The 15,402-nt window shown below is 65.5% G+C and carries 13 protein-coding genes; 9 read left to right on the plus strand and 4 right to left on the minus strand.

What is annotated here, in order from left to right:
* Positions 1–19: 19 nt before the first annotated feature.
* Entirely contained in the window at positions 20–1,141 is a 1,122-nt protein-coding gene (locus ACQP1T_RS17975; RefSeq protein WP_433761676.1) for a winged helix DNA-binding domain-containing protein, read from the minus strand.
* A 76-nt stretch (positions 1,142–1,217) separates the two neighbouring features.
* Positions 1,218–2,375: an epoxide hydrolase family protein gene (locus tag ACQP1T_RS17980; protein WP_433761677.1), complete on the minus strand. Its 1,158-nt coding sequence runs from the start codon at positions 2,373–2,375 to the stop codon at positions 1,218–1,220.
* Between the two features lie 62 nt (positions 2,376–2,437).
* Here ACQP1T_RS17980 and ACQP1T_RS17985 point away from each other — a divergent pair, with 62 nt between their 5' ends.
* The 9 genes from ACQP1T_RS17985 to ACQP1T_RS18025 all read left to right on the plus strand — a co-directional run bounded on the left by ACQP1T_RS17985 (position 2,438) and on the right by ACQP1T_RS18025 (position 13,317).
* Positions 2,438–3,439, plus strand: a complete 1,002-nt coding sequence (locus ACQP1T_RS17985) for a helix-turn-helix transcriptional regulator (RefSeq protein WP_433761679.1) — start codon at positions 2,438–2,440, stop codon at positions 3,437–3,439.
* Between the two features lie 550 nt (positions 3,440–3,989).
* On the plus strand, positions 3,990–4,940 hold the full coding sequence (locus tag ACQP1T_RS17990) for a hypothetical protein (protein ID WP_433761681.1): 951 nt from the start codon (positions 3,990–3,992) through the stop codon (positions 4,938–4,940).
* Positions 4,941–5,130: 190 nt separating this feature from the next.
* The gene (locus ACQP1T_RS17995) at positions 5,131–5,991 is read left to right on the plus strand and encodes a maltokinase N-terminal cap-like domain-containing protein (protein ID WP_433761682.1); all 861 of its coding nucleotides are present in this window, start codon (positions 5,131–5,133) and stop codon (positions 5,989–5,991) included.
* Complete coding sequence (locus ACQP1T_RS18000; RefSeq protein WP_433761684.1) at positions 5,988–6,680, plus strand: hypothetical protein; 693 nt, start codon at positions 5,988–5,990, stop codon at positions 6,678–6,680. The genes ACQP1T_RS17995 and ACQP1T_RS18000 overlap by 4 nt, the downstream gene beginning before the upstream one ends.
* A gap of 62 nt (positions 6,681–6,742) precedes the next feature.
* Positions 6,743–7,339 carry a DUF308 domain-containing protein gene (locus ACQP1T_RS18005; RefSeq protein ID WP_433761686.1) on the plus strand — a complete coding sequence of 199 codons (597 nt, stop codon included), beginning with the start codon at positions 6,743–6,745 and terminating at the stop codon, positions 7,337–7,339.
* Between the two features lie 69 nt (positions 7,340–7,408).
* Positions 7,409–8,827, plus strand: coding sequence for a S8 family serine peptidase (locus tag ACQP1T_RS18010; protein ID WP_433761687.1), 1,419 nt, complete (start codon positions 7,409–7,411; stop codon positions 8,825–8,827).
* A gap of 743 nt (positions 8,828–9,570) precedes the next feature.
* On the plus strand, positions 9,571–10,959 hold the full coding sequence (locus tag ACQP1T_RS18015; protein WP_433761688.1) for a three-helix bundle dimerization domain-containing protein: 1,389 nt from the start codon (positions 9,571–9,573) through the stop codon (positions 10,957–10,959).
* Between the two features lie 258 nt (positions 10,960–11,217).
* A complete protein-coding gene (locus ACQP1T_RS18020) occupies positions 11,218–11,997 on the plus strand; it encodes a hypothetical protein (RefSeq protein ID WP_433761689.1) in 780 nt (259 codons plus the stop codon).
* Between the two features lie 102 nt (positions 11,998–12,099).
* The gene (locus ACQP1T_RS18025; RefSeq protein WP_433761690.1) at positions 12,100–13,317 is read left to right on the plus strand and encodes a DUF418 domain-containing protein; all 1,218 of its coding nucleotides are present in this window, start codon (positions 12,100–12,102) and stop codon (positions 13,315–13,317) included.
* Positions 13,318–13,432: 115 nt separating this feature from the next.
* Here ACQP1T_RS18025 and ACQP1T_RS18030 read toward each other — a convergent pair whose 3' ends face one another.
* Together ACQP1T_RS18030 and ACQP1T_RS18035 are read right to left on the minus strand one after the other, a co-directional pair.
* Entirely contained in the window at positions 13,433–14,272 is an 840-nt protein-coding gene (locus ACQP1T_RS18030; protein ID WP_433761691.1) for an alpha/beta fold hydrolase, read from the minus strand.
* On the minus strand, positions 14,269–14,859 hold the full coding sequence (locus ACQP1T_RS18035; RefSeq protein ID WP_433761692.1) for a TetR/AcrR family transcriptional regulator: 591 nt from the start codon (positions 14,857–14,859) through the stop codon (positions 14,269–14,271). The genes ACQP1T_RS18030 and ACQP1T_RS18035 overlap by 4 nt, the downstream gene beginning before the upstream one ends.
* Between the last annotated feature and the right edge of the window lie 543 nt (positions 14,860–15,402).

Consider the following 15,402-nt stretch of genomic DNA (forward strand, 5'->3'; position numbering starts at 1 on the left):
GCGGCACCGCGATCGCCGATCACACTCGTCGGCGGGGGCCGTCGAGGATGACATTGCGGGTCTGGGTGCCGGGGTCGGTGAATGCCAGCAACGCGTGAGCTTCTTCAGTGATAGCGGCCGCATCGTGTGTGGTGAACGGCCGGTCATAGGGGCGGATGGTGATTGTCACGGATCCGGTGTTTCGGCTGATCGTCCAGTCGCCTGCGGTGAATCCGTCGACCAGCAGGATCTGCGGAGTGGGGCGCTGAGTACGGTAACCCTGCCTGCCGTGCTCGTCGGTGATCACCCGGGTGCGGTCCGCGTGTGAGAGCAAAACGTTGTCGAAGTCGTACAGAAACCTCGGCGGTGCCGGGGTGTCGGGGTCCGGGCGTGCAGCGTCGGGTAGGTCGAACAGCTCCTGGCCGTGCTGATCCTGAAAGATCATCAAGCCCTGCTGCATTCGGTCGACCACCTCGCGCAACCTGGTCAGGCCGGACCACATCTGCATATCTTGCACACTGGCCGGGCCGAAGGCGGCCAGGTACCGCAGGATCATTTGCTCGAGCGAAGCAGTGATCGTCTGGTCCGTGCCGAGCCACGCGTCAGCGGTGGTGTGCGCGATCGGCCCGCTGCGGCCCCAGACACCGCGTGGTGGCACCTGTACCAAAGGCACCTGGTTGCGGATGGCGTAGACCAGTGAGGCGGGCGCGCGGTCGGGCCAGCGTTGGCCGAGCAACGCGCCGAGCTCCTTGTTGGTCAACGGTTTCGGGGCGAGTAACTCGATACCGTCGGCGATCAGTTTCGCCATATCGATGCCTTCGATGGGCTTGCCATGTGTGTGGTTGCGGTAGAGGTCACGATCCAATACCGGTTGGATCAGTGGACGCAGCGCACCTGCGTCGTCCGGGGTGACCAGGTGAATCGTCGAGCGCATCAAAGCAATTCGAATCAACTTGCGGTCGGTGAGCAGACGGGCAGCCTGTTCGGGGACGAAATCCGCCAGTCGTGACCACAATCCGACGTACCAGGTGTGCGGGGTCTGGGCTTGCAGCCCGACCAACTGCTCCACCGCGTCGATGACGGACAATTCGGAGCGGCGCAACAGCAACTGCCGATGGAGAGTGGCGCGATTGAGCGCCCGACGACTGAGTACTTGCGTCATCAGCAGGACCTTTCGACAGAACAGTGGTGGTGGCGCCAGCGCGACGCCACCACCACGGACGATCATTCGATGCGGATTACTTCAGTTCGCCAAAGAACTGGCGGATGTCGGCGATCAACAGGTCGGGCGCGTCCTGGGTCGCCCAGTGGCTGCCCCGGTCGAACTCGTTCCAGGACACGATGTTGCTGTGGTCGCGTTCGGCGAAACGGCGCAGGGGCGTGAAGTCGTAGGCGAAGCTGGCCAGGCCCGTGGGAGCGGTGGTCGGTTGGGTCGGGTGTTCGGCGTGATGGTCCTCGTAGTAGAAGCGGGCGGCAGAAGCCGCCGTGTTGGTCAGCCAGTACAGCGTCGCGTTGGTCAGCACATGATCGTCGTCCAGCGAGGCCAGCAGCTGCGCCGTCCAGGCGAGCTGCCCGGTGGGTGAATCTGCCAGCGCGTGCGCAAGGTTCTGTGGCGCGCTCTCCTGAAGCCGGGCGTAGCCGGACATGTTGTCGTTGAAATATTTCAGATGCTGCACATACCCCCGCTCCTGCTCGGTCAGCTCGGTCAGCTCCGCTGGGTCACCGGAAGGGAAGGAGAACAGTTGGGTCACATGCACCCCGATCACGTGGTCCGGGTCGATTCGACCCAGTTCGGGCGACACGTGCGAACCGATGTCGTTGCCGTGTGTGCCGTAGCGGTCGTAGCCCAGTCGTTTCATCAGCTCTGCCCATGCCGCGGCGGTGCGGTAGCGGTTCCAGCCCTTCGCTTGGGTGGGTCCGGAGAAGCCGAAGCCGGGCAATGAGGGGATCACCAGGTGAAATGCCTTGGCCGGGTCCTCGCCGTTGGCGCGCGGATCGGTGAGAGGTTCGATCAGGTCGAGGAACTCGAACACCGAATTCGGCCACCCGTGAGTCAGGATCAGCGGGGTGGCATCAGCCTCCGGCGAACGTACGTGCAGGAAATGGATGAGCTGTCCGTCGATCTCGGTGGTGAACTGCGGGTAAGCATTGAGCTTGGATTCCCATGTGCGCCAATCGTATCCATCGCGCCAGTAGGCGGTCAGTCGCTGCACATAGTCGAGCGGGACTCCGTACTCCCAGCCTGGCGGCACCGGCCCGGTCTGGACCTTTCCCTCGGTCTCTGGTGGCAGCTCGCCGGACCAGCGAGTGCGCGCCAGCCGATCCTGTAGATCGTCGAGGTCCGCCTGCGGGATATCGATACGGAAGGGTGTGATCGCGGTGGTCGTGAACGTCATGCCGTGAACCGTAGGAGAGCATTAGGAAGACTTCATTCCTAAAGAAATGGAAGACTGAAGAAATGTTGGAGACCTCGGCCCGACTGCTCCGGCTGCTCTCGCTCTTGCAGATCCCGCGCGACTGGAGCGGTACCGATCTGGCCGAACGGCTGGAAGTCAGCACGAGGACGGTGCGCAACGACATCGAACGGCTGCGCCACCTCGGTTATCCGGTGCACGCGACCAGAGGGTCTGCGGGCGGCTACCGACTCGGGGCGGGCGCCAGCCTGCCGCCGCTGCTCCTCGACGACGAGGAAGCCGTCGCGGTCACCGTCGGCCTGCGTACCGCCGCTGGAGGCGGCATCGCAGGAGTCGAGGAGACCTCACTGCGGGCCCTCGGCAAGCTCGAACAAGTGCTGCCGAATCGATTGCGGCGCAGAGTTAATGCGTTGCAGGCATATACCGTCGTAGTCCCGGGAGACGGCACGAGTCCACGGGTCGACGCCGAGACGTTGACCGTGATCGCGGCCTCTTGCCGTGATCACGAGCGGCTCCGATTCGACTACCGCGACCACAATCGCGGCGACAGCAGGCGGGTGGTCGAGCCCTACCAGCTGGTCAACTGGGGACGACGCTGGTATCTGATCGCGTTCGACATCGACCGGTCCGACTGGCGCACCTTCCGTGTGGACCGCATCACGCCGAAAACTCCGACCGGGCCACGATTCACTCCCCGTGAGCTACCCGAGGACATGACCGATCGGGTGACCTGCGGCGTATCCGCAGCGGCCTGGCGATTCCGGGCATCGGTGACCGTGCACGCACCCGCCGAATTCCTCAGCGCCCGCATTCCCCCGGCCGCGGGCACCATCGAAGCGATCGACGATACGACCTGTGTCCTCCACACCGGCGCGGACACCCCAGAGGCGCTGGCGATCAACATCGGACAGCTGGGCATGCATGGTATCGAGTTCACTGTCGGTGACCCGCCGGAGTTGGTCGAGCTACTTCGCGCACTGGCCGACCGCTATTTGCGTGCCATCGCAGGCGCTACCCGGACCAACACCCCGACCATCGAAGGCTGACGCCGAAGGGCTCGATACATCGTCGCGGGGGAACGCGACTTCGAATATCGACAGCGGCGACGGCGTCGAGCCCGCCCTCGTCCACGCGCGCCGATCGACGGCGCTCGGGCTCGATGGCGAGCGGACAGCTCAGCTCCGCATCAGGTCTTGGGGGTACCCAGTTTTTCGCTGGTTCCGTTGGGGTTTCGTTTCGTATGCGCAAACCAAACGTAAACGTAACTCCTGCGGGGGATTGCGAGAACCCGAGAACGCCTGACCGCCGATAAGGTTCACTTATCGGCGGTCAGAATCGGTGGTCTTGCGGGCAAAGGTCTTGGGGCGACGCGGATTTCGTTTCGTGTGAATATGTTGGAATCGACGAAACCAACGCTACGATTCTGTGGTGTCCAACGTTTGCAACTACCCCGGATGTGCTCGACCGATTACGCGCGGGGGTGGGCCGGGGCGGCCCTCGGAATACTGCGATCACCCGGAGCACACCCGGTGGCGCGCTTGGCGGGAACGGCAACGGCAGCAACAGGAGTCGCAGACACCGGGGGCTGCTGTCACAGTGACGCAACAGGGTCCGGTGACGGTGGCTCGGTTGCGCGCGGATGAACTGCTCGCCCAATTCCGTGGACTGGCCGATCAATTGGGCAACACGCTGAATGCGGCGGTCGCCGAGCTGTCCACGCTGGCCGATCCGGCAATCGCCGAGGCGCAGGTGCAGGCCGTGCAGGCAGATGCGGCACGACGCATCGCGGAGGCCGAGGTCGCCACGGTGGCCGCGGACCAGGCGCGACGCGAAGCGGAGGAGGCGCGCGCGGCCGCGGAATCGGCCGCCGACGATGCGGCCAGTGCGGCCGAACATGCGGAATCACTGGTCACCGAGGCGGATACGGCGCGCTCGGATGCACTACGTGAGGTCGAGCGGGTGACCAAACAGGCCGCCGACGATGTCTTCGCGGCGCGCAGCGAGGCCGAGGCCGAGATCCGCGCCATTCGTCGCGAAGCCGTCGACGATGTGGAACGGGCACGGCAGCAGGCTACCGAGGATGTGGAGTCGGCGCGGCGAAAGGCGGCGACGGAGATCGAACAGATCCGGCGCGAGTCCGCCCAGCAGATCACCGCGGCCGGTGCCGAACGCGATCTGGCGGTACAGCGCGCGGCCGATGCCGAACGCGCCATCGAACGCGCCGAACAGGCCGTGGCCGAACGCAATCAGGCCGTAGCCGAGGCGCGCGCGGAACTGAACCGGCTACGCGAGGAACTGGATCGCACGCGCAGCGAACTCGTCGAAGTGCGCCGCGCGGCAACTACGGAAGTCGCGGCGGTGCGTACCGAATCGGCGGCCGCGCTCGAGCAGGCACGCCGCGAAGCCGCCGAGCGCATGGCCGCACTCGACGACGCCCGCGCCCAGACCCTCGCCCGCGCCGAACGCGCCGAACGCCAACTCGACCATCTGGTCGCCGAATCCCGCCAGAGCCGAACCGGATTGGTATCCGACAGTGCTCCCGGTTAGGCGAGAACAAGCGGGAGCCGTGCGCGTGATCTCGACATCCCGCCGCGAAAATTTTGTGGCCGATCCCGAGACGTGCGGTGTGGATCGCGATCCAGCTGGGGCATCGCGCCCCCCGAACTCGAGGCCGCGTGAAACCGGGGTCCTTCGTTGAAGGATAGGGTGCCCCATGGCTGTTATTCACCGTACGACCATGTCGCCCAGCAAGCTCGAACTGCTCACCGCCTGGTTGCCGACCCGGCCGTGGTATCGCGACAGCGGGCGTGCACCACAGCTGAGCAAGGCCGGAGGCTTCCGGCTCGATGACCCGGCGGGTTCCGTCGGCATCGAATTCGTGCTGGTGAACGATAGCGCTGGACCCGAATCGATCACCTACCACGTGCCGCTGACCTACCGCGGCGCACCACTCGACGGTGCCGAGGACGCACTCGTGGGCACCTCGATCCACGGTGTGCTCGGACAGCGCTGGATCTACGACGCGACCCGGGATCCAGTGGCGGTCGCTCAGATCGCCGCGCTGCTGGCCGGGCAGGCACAGCCGCAAGCGCAGAGCGCGAGTGACACACCGGATCCATCCGTCGTCGTCTCGACCATCGAGTTCCCCTCCGCCGCAACGGAATTCGGCTCTTCCGTTGAGGGGTCGACTTGCACCGATATTGCCGTGGGTAGTGGTCGAAACATTCGGGTCGAACGAGTTCTACGCCTCGACGCGCCGAACTCCACTGTGGCGCCCCATGAATCGGCGGCGGGCAGCCAGCGCCCTGATACGCACCCGGACTCCAGTCCCGCACCCGAGGGATCAACATCCGATAGCCGACGCCACGATGCCCTCGCTGCCGCACCGAACTCCGGTGTGACACCCGTCTATGCCCAGCACCCCGATAGACTCGCTGAGGTACCGAGTACCGATGCGACACTCGCGAACTCCGAATCTGCCGACAGTCGGCACGCCGACGAACCGATTTCCGGGCCGCACTCCGCCCGAGTCGCCATGCCATGGCAGGACGTCACCGGTTCCACCGTCCACGGCGTGGTACTGGCGATCGACGCATGACCGAGCAGCGGTGGTGGTCCTGGACGGCCCTACGTCCTGGGCTACTCCTCGGATTCGGGCTGCTCGCGTTCGCGGCCACCGTCATCGGAGTCGTCGATGTGACCCGGACGGCGGGCGATCGCGCGGCCTACCAACGCGAAGAACATGCTCTGAATCCCGCCCGCGTCACCGACACCGACGTTCGCGGGGGGATGACGCAGGCGGCGACCTACCGACTCGAGATCGACACCGGTATCGAGCGGCACCTCGACTTCCCCTCCGACAACACCATCCTCGCCGGTGCGGCACCCGGATCAAGTGTCGAACTGGAGTCCTGGCGCGATGAAGTGGTTGCGGTGCGCTGGAACGACATTCGCGCCGAAACCGTCGACGCGCCGACAGTGGCCTTCGGTACCGCGATCGGTGCGTCGCTCATCGGGTTCGGCTGTGCGCTGCTCGGCGTCGGCGGGTGGCTGGCCGAGCGGAACCGCCGAGCATGGCGGCCGACGGTCGAGGCTGCGCTGGTCGCGGCGCTCGGCGAGGGGTTCGTGATGATCGTCGCGGGCTGGCTGCTGATGCGAGACCCCTTGCGCGAGAACCCGCTCGCCCGCCACCTGCCGCTGACGCTCGTGTTCGGGACGGTCCTCGCCTGCGGTGTCGGGACACTCGTGTATACCCGCGATTCATCGCGACACGCTGAGTCGGCGTAGAAATATCGCGACCCGAAAGCAAACATTCGGTTATCCGCATGAGCGGGCCATACAATGGAGCTATGCCCGAAAACGAGAGTGCGGGTCGTGGGGGTTCGCTTGCCGACGGCGCGCGGCTGGCGGTATTGGTCGCGGGTATCGGCGCCGTGGTTCTCGGCGTGCTGATCGCCGTGTGGCCGGATAAGACCGAGCCGATGGCGGAGTTGTTGTTCGGTCTCTATCTACTATTGAGCGCCGCGATGCAGCTGATCATCGCGATCGGTGCCCGGTTCGGCGCGGCGCTGCGGATGTTCGTATTCTTCAGCGGCGTCGTCTCGCTCGCGCTGGCCGTCATGGCGTTCCACAGCGCGAATTCGATCCTGCTTCTCGCGGTGTGGCTCGGCCTCGGCTGGACCGTGCGCGGAATCGCGCAGGCGACCGTGGCAGTCTGGGCCGACGAGTTGCCCGAGGGTGGCTGGCAAGAGATATTCGGGCTGCTGACCATGATGGTGGGGTTCATCATGGTCTCCCTGCCGTTCGACTCGCTGGACGTACTCGGCATGGCGGCCGGTGGCTGCGCGATCGTGATCGGCATGCTGGAAATTCTCACGGTCGCGCGCGGACCCGGCGCGGTCGACCCGGTCGCGCGGACCGCGCGCATTCCGGCGGCACCGAACTGAACTGGCGCACATCCGAGTTGGCGCCCGATCGCGCTGGCGCGATGATCATGGGGCGGGTTAACTGTCGTCATGGCACGCACCGATAATGGTTCGGAACTGATCGTCGTCACCCACGGTGCCCGGGCGGGTATCGATCCCGATGCGGTGCGCGAGAGTCTCGCGGCGCAATCGCGACTGGTCGAACTGCTGCCGGAAGGCGGTGCGCCGGTGCGCATCTTCGGGCCGCCCAATCGACTGCCACGGCGAATCGCCGGTACCGCGCAGGAGGATGTGGGTGCGGAATATCTGAATTATTTCGCTGTGCGCGGGGTCAGGGATGAACTCGAGGCGGTCGCGGACCGACTGCGTGCCGACGACGCGGTCGATGCGGCCTATGTGAAACCGCCCGCGGAGCCGCCGATCGCGCCACCGGTCGTACTGGCCGATATCGCGACCCGTCGGCTGGAAGACGCACCGCCCGTCACCCCGAATTTCGAAGCCCGGCAAGGTTATCTGGACGCCGCACCGCAAGGAGTGAACGCACGCTGGGCCTGGACCCGACCCGGTGGCCGCGGCGCGGGCGTGCGCATCGTGGACGTGGAGGGCGCGTGGCGATTCACCCACGAAGACCTGCTGGCGAACCAGGGCGGCGTGATCGGCGGTGCGCCGTCGACGGATGCGGGCTGGCGCAATCACGGCACCGCGGTGGCGGGGGAGATCAGCGGTGATGCGAACACCTTCGGTATCACCGGGATTGCCGCCGATGCCGCCATCCGCGCGGTCTCGGTATTCGACGCGGGGTCCGCGGCCGCCATCCGAACCGCGGCCGACGCACTGAGCGCAGGCGACATCATCCTGCTCGAACTGCACCGGCCCGGACCACGCAACAACTTCCAGAACCGCGCAGACCAGGCCGGATACATCGCGATCGAATGGTGGCCCGACGACTGGGCCGCGATCCGCTACGCGATCGGACGCGGCGTCATCGTGGTCGGCGCGGCAGGTAACGGCTCCGAAGACCTCGACAGCGCCCTGTACGACACCCGACCCGCGGACTTCCCGACCTCGTGGCGCAACCCGTTCCGCGGCGGCGACGCGGACTCCGGAGCCATCCTGGTCGGCGCGGGCGCCCCACCACCCGGATTCCACGGCCGCGACCACGGACCAGCACGCTCGCGACTCGCCTTCTCCAACTACGGCTCTCGTGTCGACACACAGGGCTGGGGCCTCGAAGTCACCACCACCGGATACGGTGACCTGCAGGGTGGCGCCGACGAAGACTACTGGTACACAGACACATTCAGCGGAACCTCCAGCGCATCCCCGATCGTCGTCGGCTCCATCGCCAGCTATCAAGGGTTGGCCGCCGCGGCCACCGGACGCAAAACGCCATCCGAGGTACGGGCGCGACTGCGCGCCACCGGTTCACCCCAAGTCGACGCCCCCGGCCGCCCCGCGACCCAACGGATCGGCAACCTGCCCGATATCCAGGCCCTGATCGCACCGTGAAGGACGGTTCGTCGCCGGGTTGTCCGGGACCGGCGTGAGCCGTAGACGCTTTCGCCGAATGCGGCTTCAGGAAAATGCGCTCCTGCACGAAAAGTGCTGCGGCACAGGAAGTGCTGGTCGCGCGAGGTCATGCTGCTTGCCCGACTGCGCTTGGTGCCAGGGGCGCGCGGCGACGGCAGCAGAGGCCGAACGGGTCGCGACCTCGATCGGCTGGCAGCGGCCGCGAGCCAACCCGACTGAACTGCCGCACACCATCGGGGCCTCGCGCATATGGACGCACCGCACGACACACCGGACCTTGGATTCAAAAGTGTGCGTCAGCGCGTGCGCGGGTTCCCGTGCGACATACCGGGGTCTCCGTGTGCGCCGCGCGAAGGTGTTCGTGAACGACGTGCCGAGACCCGGCGACGCGGCGGGTTGGGATGGAAACTTGTGGACAACGTTGGGTGTCGAAAGGTGTATGGCGCGTTGAACTTTCGGCGCGGATTACGGGGCGGTTCGGGGTAGCGCGGACCGTCCACGAGTGGACGGTCGGGCTGCGATTCTTGCCGTGAGCTGGGCGGCAGTGGTGTGTAGTGGTCTGCCGCAGATGGCCACGGGCACAGTCGAAGTGGGATTCACCCGCCAGGGATGGGGGGTTTCGTCGGTGTAATCCCGGTCGAAAATTTCGGTAGGGTTCGGCGGCGCGAGCGGGGATGGGTGCCGTCGCGACCGGAGATCGATGTGACGCCGAGGAGACTGTGGTGGGTGTCGTTACTGTCCGCGAAGAGCAGGCAATTCAGCGGTTGACCGACCGCCTGGTCGACGACTACCCGGCCGATGAGGTCGAGAGCGTGGTCGGCACGGTGCGGCGGCGGTTCGAAGGCCATCCGGTGCGGGAATTCGTTCCGATTCTGATCGAGCGGATCGCACGCAGGGAGCTGGCGGCCTCGTCGAAACAGGCCGAATCGGAAAACGTTGCCGCACAACAAGGCCCAAGTCCGCAGACCGATCCGACGGGGAGGATGGGTCGAATCCGCACGGCTGGCGACAAATTCGCCGCCGACAAGCGACTGATGGCACTCGCGGCCGCGGCTGCGATCGTTGTCCTGGCGTTGGTCGTCGCCTTCGCGGTGCGCCAGCCCGAACAACCCGCTCCGGCCGGCGCGACAGCAGCGCTGACCACCGTGCACGGCGTGGTCGGCTCGGAGAAGATGGCCTTCTTCGAAGACCCGCGCGTCGTGGAAGCCTTGGCCCGCAAGGGCGTCAAGGCGCAGGTCGATCCGGCCGGATCGCGACAGATCGCGACCTCCATCGATCTCGGCACATACGATTTCGCCTTTCCATCGAGTGCGCCTGCGGCGGAACGGATTCAGCGGGCCCGCAATATCAGCACCAAATACACGCCGTTCTCCTCACCCATGGCGATCGCGACCTTCCAGCCCATCGCCGACCTGCTGACCGCGGCGGGCGTGCTGCGTCCCGGTCCGCTCCCGACCTTCGATATGGCCCGGTACCTCGAACTCGTACGCAACGATGTCGAATGGGACAAACTCCGCGACAACACCGTCTACCCGGTGCACAAGAACATCCTGGTCTCCACGACCGACCCACGGACCTCCAACTCCGCCGCCATGTACCTGGCCATCGCCAGCCACGTCGCCAATGACAACACCATCGTGCAGGGCCCGGCCGCCGAGCAGGCCGTCCTGCCGACGATATCGCGGCTGTTCGTGCGCCAGGGCTACACCGAGAACTCCACCGACGGCCCGTTCCGCGAATATCTCGCCGCGGGTATGGGGCCGACGCCCATGGTCTGGATCTACGAGGCCCAGTTCGTCGAGGCGAGCCTGCGCGGCCAGATCAAACCCGGGATGGTGCTGACCTACCCGTCCCCGACCGTGGTCTCCCAGCACACCCTGGTGCCACTCACCGCGCCCGGCGACCGCATCGGCCGCCTGCTGGCCACCGACCCCGACCTGCAACGCCTCGCCGCCGAACACGGTTTCCGCACCAGCGACCCCAGCCAATTCGCCAAGGTCACCGCCGACAACCACGTCTCGGTGCCCGGCGATGTGATCGACGTGATCGACACCCCCACCATCGACACCCTCGAACACCTCATCGACAGCGTCACCAAGACCTACAACTGAGGTCGCATCCGAGGCTGCGCCCACCTCGGTCGCACAGCCGTGCGCCGCCTTTTCGCCAGGGCATTCACCGGCGACCCATATGTCCAGGTCATGACCGATTGCCGAGGTGGCGCGATCGGAGGATCGTGGAGCGCAAAGGGGACTTATCGGATCGGGAGGTCGAGTAGCGGGGGTCGGCGGATTCGAGTAGCCGAACACTCGTGGCATGGGGGCCTACTCGGCCCAGGCTATGGGAGGGGATGAAGAAAGGAGCGTCCCATGAGCGGGATGTTCACCAGGACGGCCAGATATACGGCCAGATATGCGGGTCCATATCGGTCGGCGCCGACAGTCGGCACACACGGGATGGTCGTCTTCGGCACCGGCACCGACTGCTATTTCTCGCATCGGCCGATGTTCTTCGCGCCGTTCGACTTCCAGGCGCTACTCGATATCGAGTTGGACGAGCGCGGCAGTCGGGCACTCGGCGCCGACCGGCGCACCGGATTCCGTGGCGGCCACGCATTCGAACCGGCGGATCTCTCGCTCGCCGACCTCGATCCGCGCGCGGATCACCCCCGAACAACATTCCGGGGCAACCTGATTCGCGGCCATCTGGATCGGCGCGGCATCGTGATCGCACGCGATGTCGTGGCCACTGTGCGCAACGTCGTATCCTTCACACAGCTCGATCCGCATCGCTTGCGCACCGCGGAATTGCTGACTCATCTGTGCTTCGGCCGGGCGGGCAAGATGTATGTGGCGCATCGGATCGTGCGGCGGCCCAGCTTCGATCAAATCGTCTCGGCCCGGCTCATCCCCGGCACCGTCACCGACCTGCTCGGCGCCCCGCTGTCCGTCGATGTCAGCGAGTTGGAATTCGATCAGGCGCAGCCGATCATCCTGGGACAGCGAGATTTCGCGGGCCAACGGTTGCGGGTCGGCGAGGTCGCGGTGGCGGCATTCCATGCGACCGATACCGCGGGCGGGCAGCAAGGTTTCCTCGTCGACATCGCCGTCGAGCGGCAGCTCTATTTGGAGGTCGCCGACCTGGTGTGATGTCAATACGCCGGAGGTAGCTGTTCGGGTCGGATCCGATCAGGGTGCGAATCGGTCGGTGGGAGGACGACCCCTCGGAGTCCGCCGTTTAATCTTCCGATCATGTCCGAATCGGTCGTGCCCGCCACCGCATCGCGGCGGATAGCCGAGGTCGACATACCGCGGGGATTCGCACTTTTCGGAATCCTGATTGTGAATGTCGCCGTCGCCACGCTGCTCTGGTCGTTCCGCGGCACCGCCGACGATCCGGTACTCGGTTTCGACGGCCCGTTCGATCATTTCGTGAACGCGGTGGTGGAGGCGCTGTTCAGCGGCCGGTTCTATCTGCTGTTCGCATTCCTGTTCGGCTACTCGTTCACCCTGCAGATAGCGGCGGCGCAGCGGGCCGGGGTGTCGGCGAATCCGCGGCTGCTGCGGCGCTGTGCCGCGCTGATGGTGATCGGGTTGGCGCATGTCTTCCTGCTGTGGATCGGTGACATCCTCACGCTGTACGCGTTTCTGTGCCTGTTTCTGATCCTGCTGCGGTGGTTGCGGCCACGGACGGCGGTCGTCGGCGGGGCGGTGTTGTATCTCGCGTGGTCGATATGGGCGTTCCTGCCTGGCTCCGGTGGAATTTCCGAGGTCGCGGAGCTGCTCGATGTGGTGGCATTGCATGACGGCTATACGGGCAGCTTCGGCGATACCTTCACGATGCAGGTGTCCGAGGCGCCGCTGTGGATCATCCTGATCTGGATCACCCAGGGCGTTCCGGCGCTCGGCATGTTCCTGATCGGGATGGCGGCCGGTCAGCGCAAGCTATTCGCCGAACCGGAGACGGTGCGCCGCTGGGCACCTCGGGTGTTCATCGGTGGGCTGGTTGTCGGATTACCGGTGTCGGCGGTGACGTTCTCGTCTGGGATGGGTTGGCTGGAACCGCCGTCGTACTGGAACGGAATCCAGGAAGTGGTCAACCCGCTGATGACGTTCGCGTACATCGCGGGGATCATCATGTTGACCCGATCAGCCCGCACCGTACGGTATACGGCGCTGCTCGCCCCGGCGGGTCGGATGGCGGCTTCCAACTACATCATGCAGTCGGTGGTGTTGATGGTGATCTACACCGGCTACGGATTCGCCCTGGCCGATGATGTGCCACCGGCGGGCGTCATCGGGATCGCGTTGGTGACCTATAGCGCGCAGCTCGCATTCAGTCACTGGTGGTTGCGCGGTCATGCGTACGGGCCGGTGGAATGGGTACTGCGTGCTGCGACATACCTGTCGGTTCCGCCTTGGCGGCCTCGGACGGAATACGTTCCGGTGCAACGGGATCCATTGACTTGACGATACTGAGCGTGCACTGGTCCGTCGGCACCGGCGATATCTGCCAGGTCTCGACAAAACATGCACGCCCAGTATCGGCCGCACGGCTCGGCCTCCGGCGAGGAACCTGCGTGGGTCAGTGATCCGCGGTGACCGTCAGTGCTTCCAGCAGAGCACGAGCAAATTCGGTCGGGGTTTCCCGTACGCCACTGTGCCCACCCGGGAACTCGACCAGCGGTCGGTCCAATTCGCTCGCAAGGGTTTCCGCGGTCCGATACGGCAGCTGGCCACGGGTTTCCCGACCCGCGGCCAGCACAAGGCGGTCCACGACAGCGGCGAGCGCGGCCGTATCGGGGCGGTAATCGGTGACCGCGCGCAGTTCATGAGCGAACATCAGCGGTGCGTTGGCCATCAGCCGTCCGAGCATTTCGGCGGTGCGAGCCGGGACCTCGGCGGCATCGGGCAGCGGCTTCGGGGTGACACCCACCGCCTGCATGAATCGCCCGCCCGCGACGGCGGGCCCCTGGTCACGGGCGAGTTCGACCACTTCCTCGACCATGGCCCGGTGCGCGTGCGCATCCGGCAGAACCGCGAAGCACGGCGGCTCGTGGGCAACGACCAGACGCAGCCGTTCTGGATGACGGGCCAGCAGGTCGAGCGCGACGACCGCGCCACCGCTGACACCCGCGACATAGGCGAATTCTCCTGCGGGCGTGAGGTGTTCGATCAGGCGGTATGCATCATCGCTGAGAACTTCGATGCGCTGGTCCACGGGTTCGGGAGCGTCCAGGACGCTGCGTGAGTAGCCACGTGGATCGGCGGCGACGACAGTGAAGTGCTCGGCGAGAGCATCGGCGATCGGGTCGAAGATCCCGGCGTCGCCGCCACTGCCCGGCAGCAGGAGCAGCACCGGACCGTTACCGCGCACCTCGAAATATAAGGTGGCGCCGGACACTTCGAGGGTTTCGGATCTCACTGTTGTTTTGCTTTCTCGTCGGTCGGCCAGTGGGTGAGCGTGATGTGCAGGGCGTCGATAATGCGGTCCCAGGAGGCGGCGGTGGAGCGGGCGTGGCCGAATCCGCCGCTCGACTCCAGGTTGGCATATCCGTGAAAAGTGCTGCGCAACAGGCGAACCGCGTCGGTGATGTCGGGTTCGTCGAGCCTGTAGGCGCGCAGCATCCCGTAGGTCAGGTCGATGGCGCGCCGCCCACCGGTCCAATCGGCGGCCACGGCGGGGTCCATCGGCATCTGGGTGGCGGCATAGCGGCCGGGATGTTCCAGGGCGTAACGGCGCCATTCGTCGGCAAAAGCCGCGAGCGCATCCCGTCCTGCGCGCCCGGCCACCGCCGCGGCAATACGGTCGGACTTCTCGTCGCTTGCCAGCATCGCCACCCGGTTGCGCAGGTCTTCGAGGTTCTTGATGTGTGAGTACAGGCTCGCGTCCTTGACGCCGAACTTCCTGGCCAGCGCGGCGACGGTGATGTTGTCGAAGCCGATGTCATCGGCGAGTTCCGCTGCCGCCAGCGTGATTCGCTCAGCGGTCAACCCGGCGCGTGGCGACATTGCACCTCCTCTCCTGAGCTAGGGTACCTAGTTCATATCCTAATGATACTAGGTATTGCCAGAGGCGTCTGGGGTGCCGGTCGCAGGTGGAAGGCCAATGTGGTCCCGAGGGAACAGCCCAGCAGGCTGACATCGATCGAGATGATCTGTCCGGGCGTGGGCTCGTCGGCCTATGCCGGATTTGCTCCGGCTATGGTGGCGGCCAGGGCGAACGCAACTGACACCGACTTCGACGGATCGCACGTGTTCGCGCTGGGTGGCGCGGCCGCGGGGTGGCGATGCTGGCGTATGGCGGTGTCGGTCGTGCCGCACCCGCGGACCGCCGCGCAGATATTATCGGTATGTTTCGTATATAGGTAATTCTGGTCTGATCTACCTATTTTAATTACCGATTGAACGCTCGTGATGACGCGAGTATCTTTGCCGAATCGAGATGACTCTACTGCGGTGACATTCATTTGGACCCGCATGGAATAATTCGGATGAGGTCGGGTAATGAATGTCATCGCACTAGTCTGCTGTGCACTGTGGGCCCCGAGCAGA

It is taken from the genome of Nocardia sp. CA-135398, assembly GCF_050955845.1.
Classification (GTDB): domain Bacteria; phylum Actinomycetota; class Actinomycetes; order Mycobacteriales; family Mycobacteriaceae; genus Nocardia.

Excerpts from the sequence above, each read along its gene's own strand:
- ACQP1T_RS17975 (WP_433761676.1), bottom strand. The coding sequence starts at position 1,141 with ATGACGCAAGTACTCAGTCGTCGGGCGCTCAATCGCGCCACTCTCCAT.
- ACQP1T_RS17980 (WP_433761677.1), bottom strand. The coding sequence starts at position 2,375 with ATGACGTTCACGACCACCGCGATCACACCCTTCCGTATCGATATCCCG.
- ACQP1T_RS17985 (WP_433761679.1), top strand. The coding sequence starts at position 2,438 with ATGTTGGAGACCTCGGCCCGACTGCTCCGGCTGCTCTCGCTCTTGCAG.
- ACQP1T_RS17995 (WP_433761682.1), top strand. The coding sequence starts at position 5,131 with ATGTCGCCCAGCAAGCTCGAACTGCTCACCGCCTGGTTGCCGACCCGG.
- ACQP1T_RS18000 (WP_433761684.1), top strand. The coding sequence starts at position 5,988 with ATGACCGAGCAGCGGTGGTGGTCCTGGACGGCCCTACGTCCTGGGCTA.
- ACQP1T_RS18005 (WP_433761686.1), top strand. The coding sequence starts at position 6,743 with ATGCCCGAAAACGAGAGTGCGGGTCGTGGGGGTTCGCTTGCCGACGGC.
- ACQP1T_RS18010 (WP_433761687.1), top strand. The coding sequence starts at position 7,409 with ATGGCACGCACCGATAATGGTTCGGAACTGATCGTCGTCACCCACGGT.
- ACQP1T_RS18020 (WP_433761689.1), top strand. The coding sequence starts at position 11,218 with ATGAGCGGGATGTTCACCAGGACGGCCAGATATACGGCCAGATATGCG.
- ACQP1T_RS18025 (WP_433761690.1), top strand. The coding sequence starts at position 12,100 with ATGTCCGAATCGGTCGTGCCCGCCACCGCATCGCGGCGGATAGCCGAG.
- ACQP1T_RS18035 (WP_433761692.1), bottom strand. The coding sequence starts at position 14,859 with ATGTCGCCACGCGCCGGGTTGACCGCTGAGCGAATCACGCTGGCGGCA.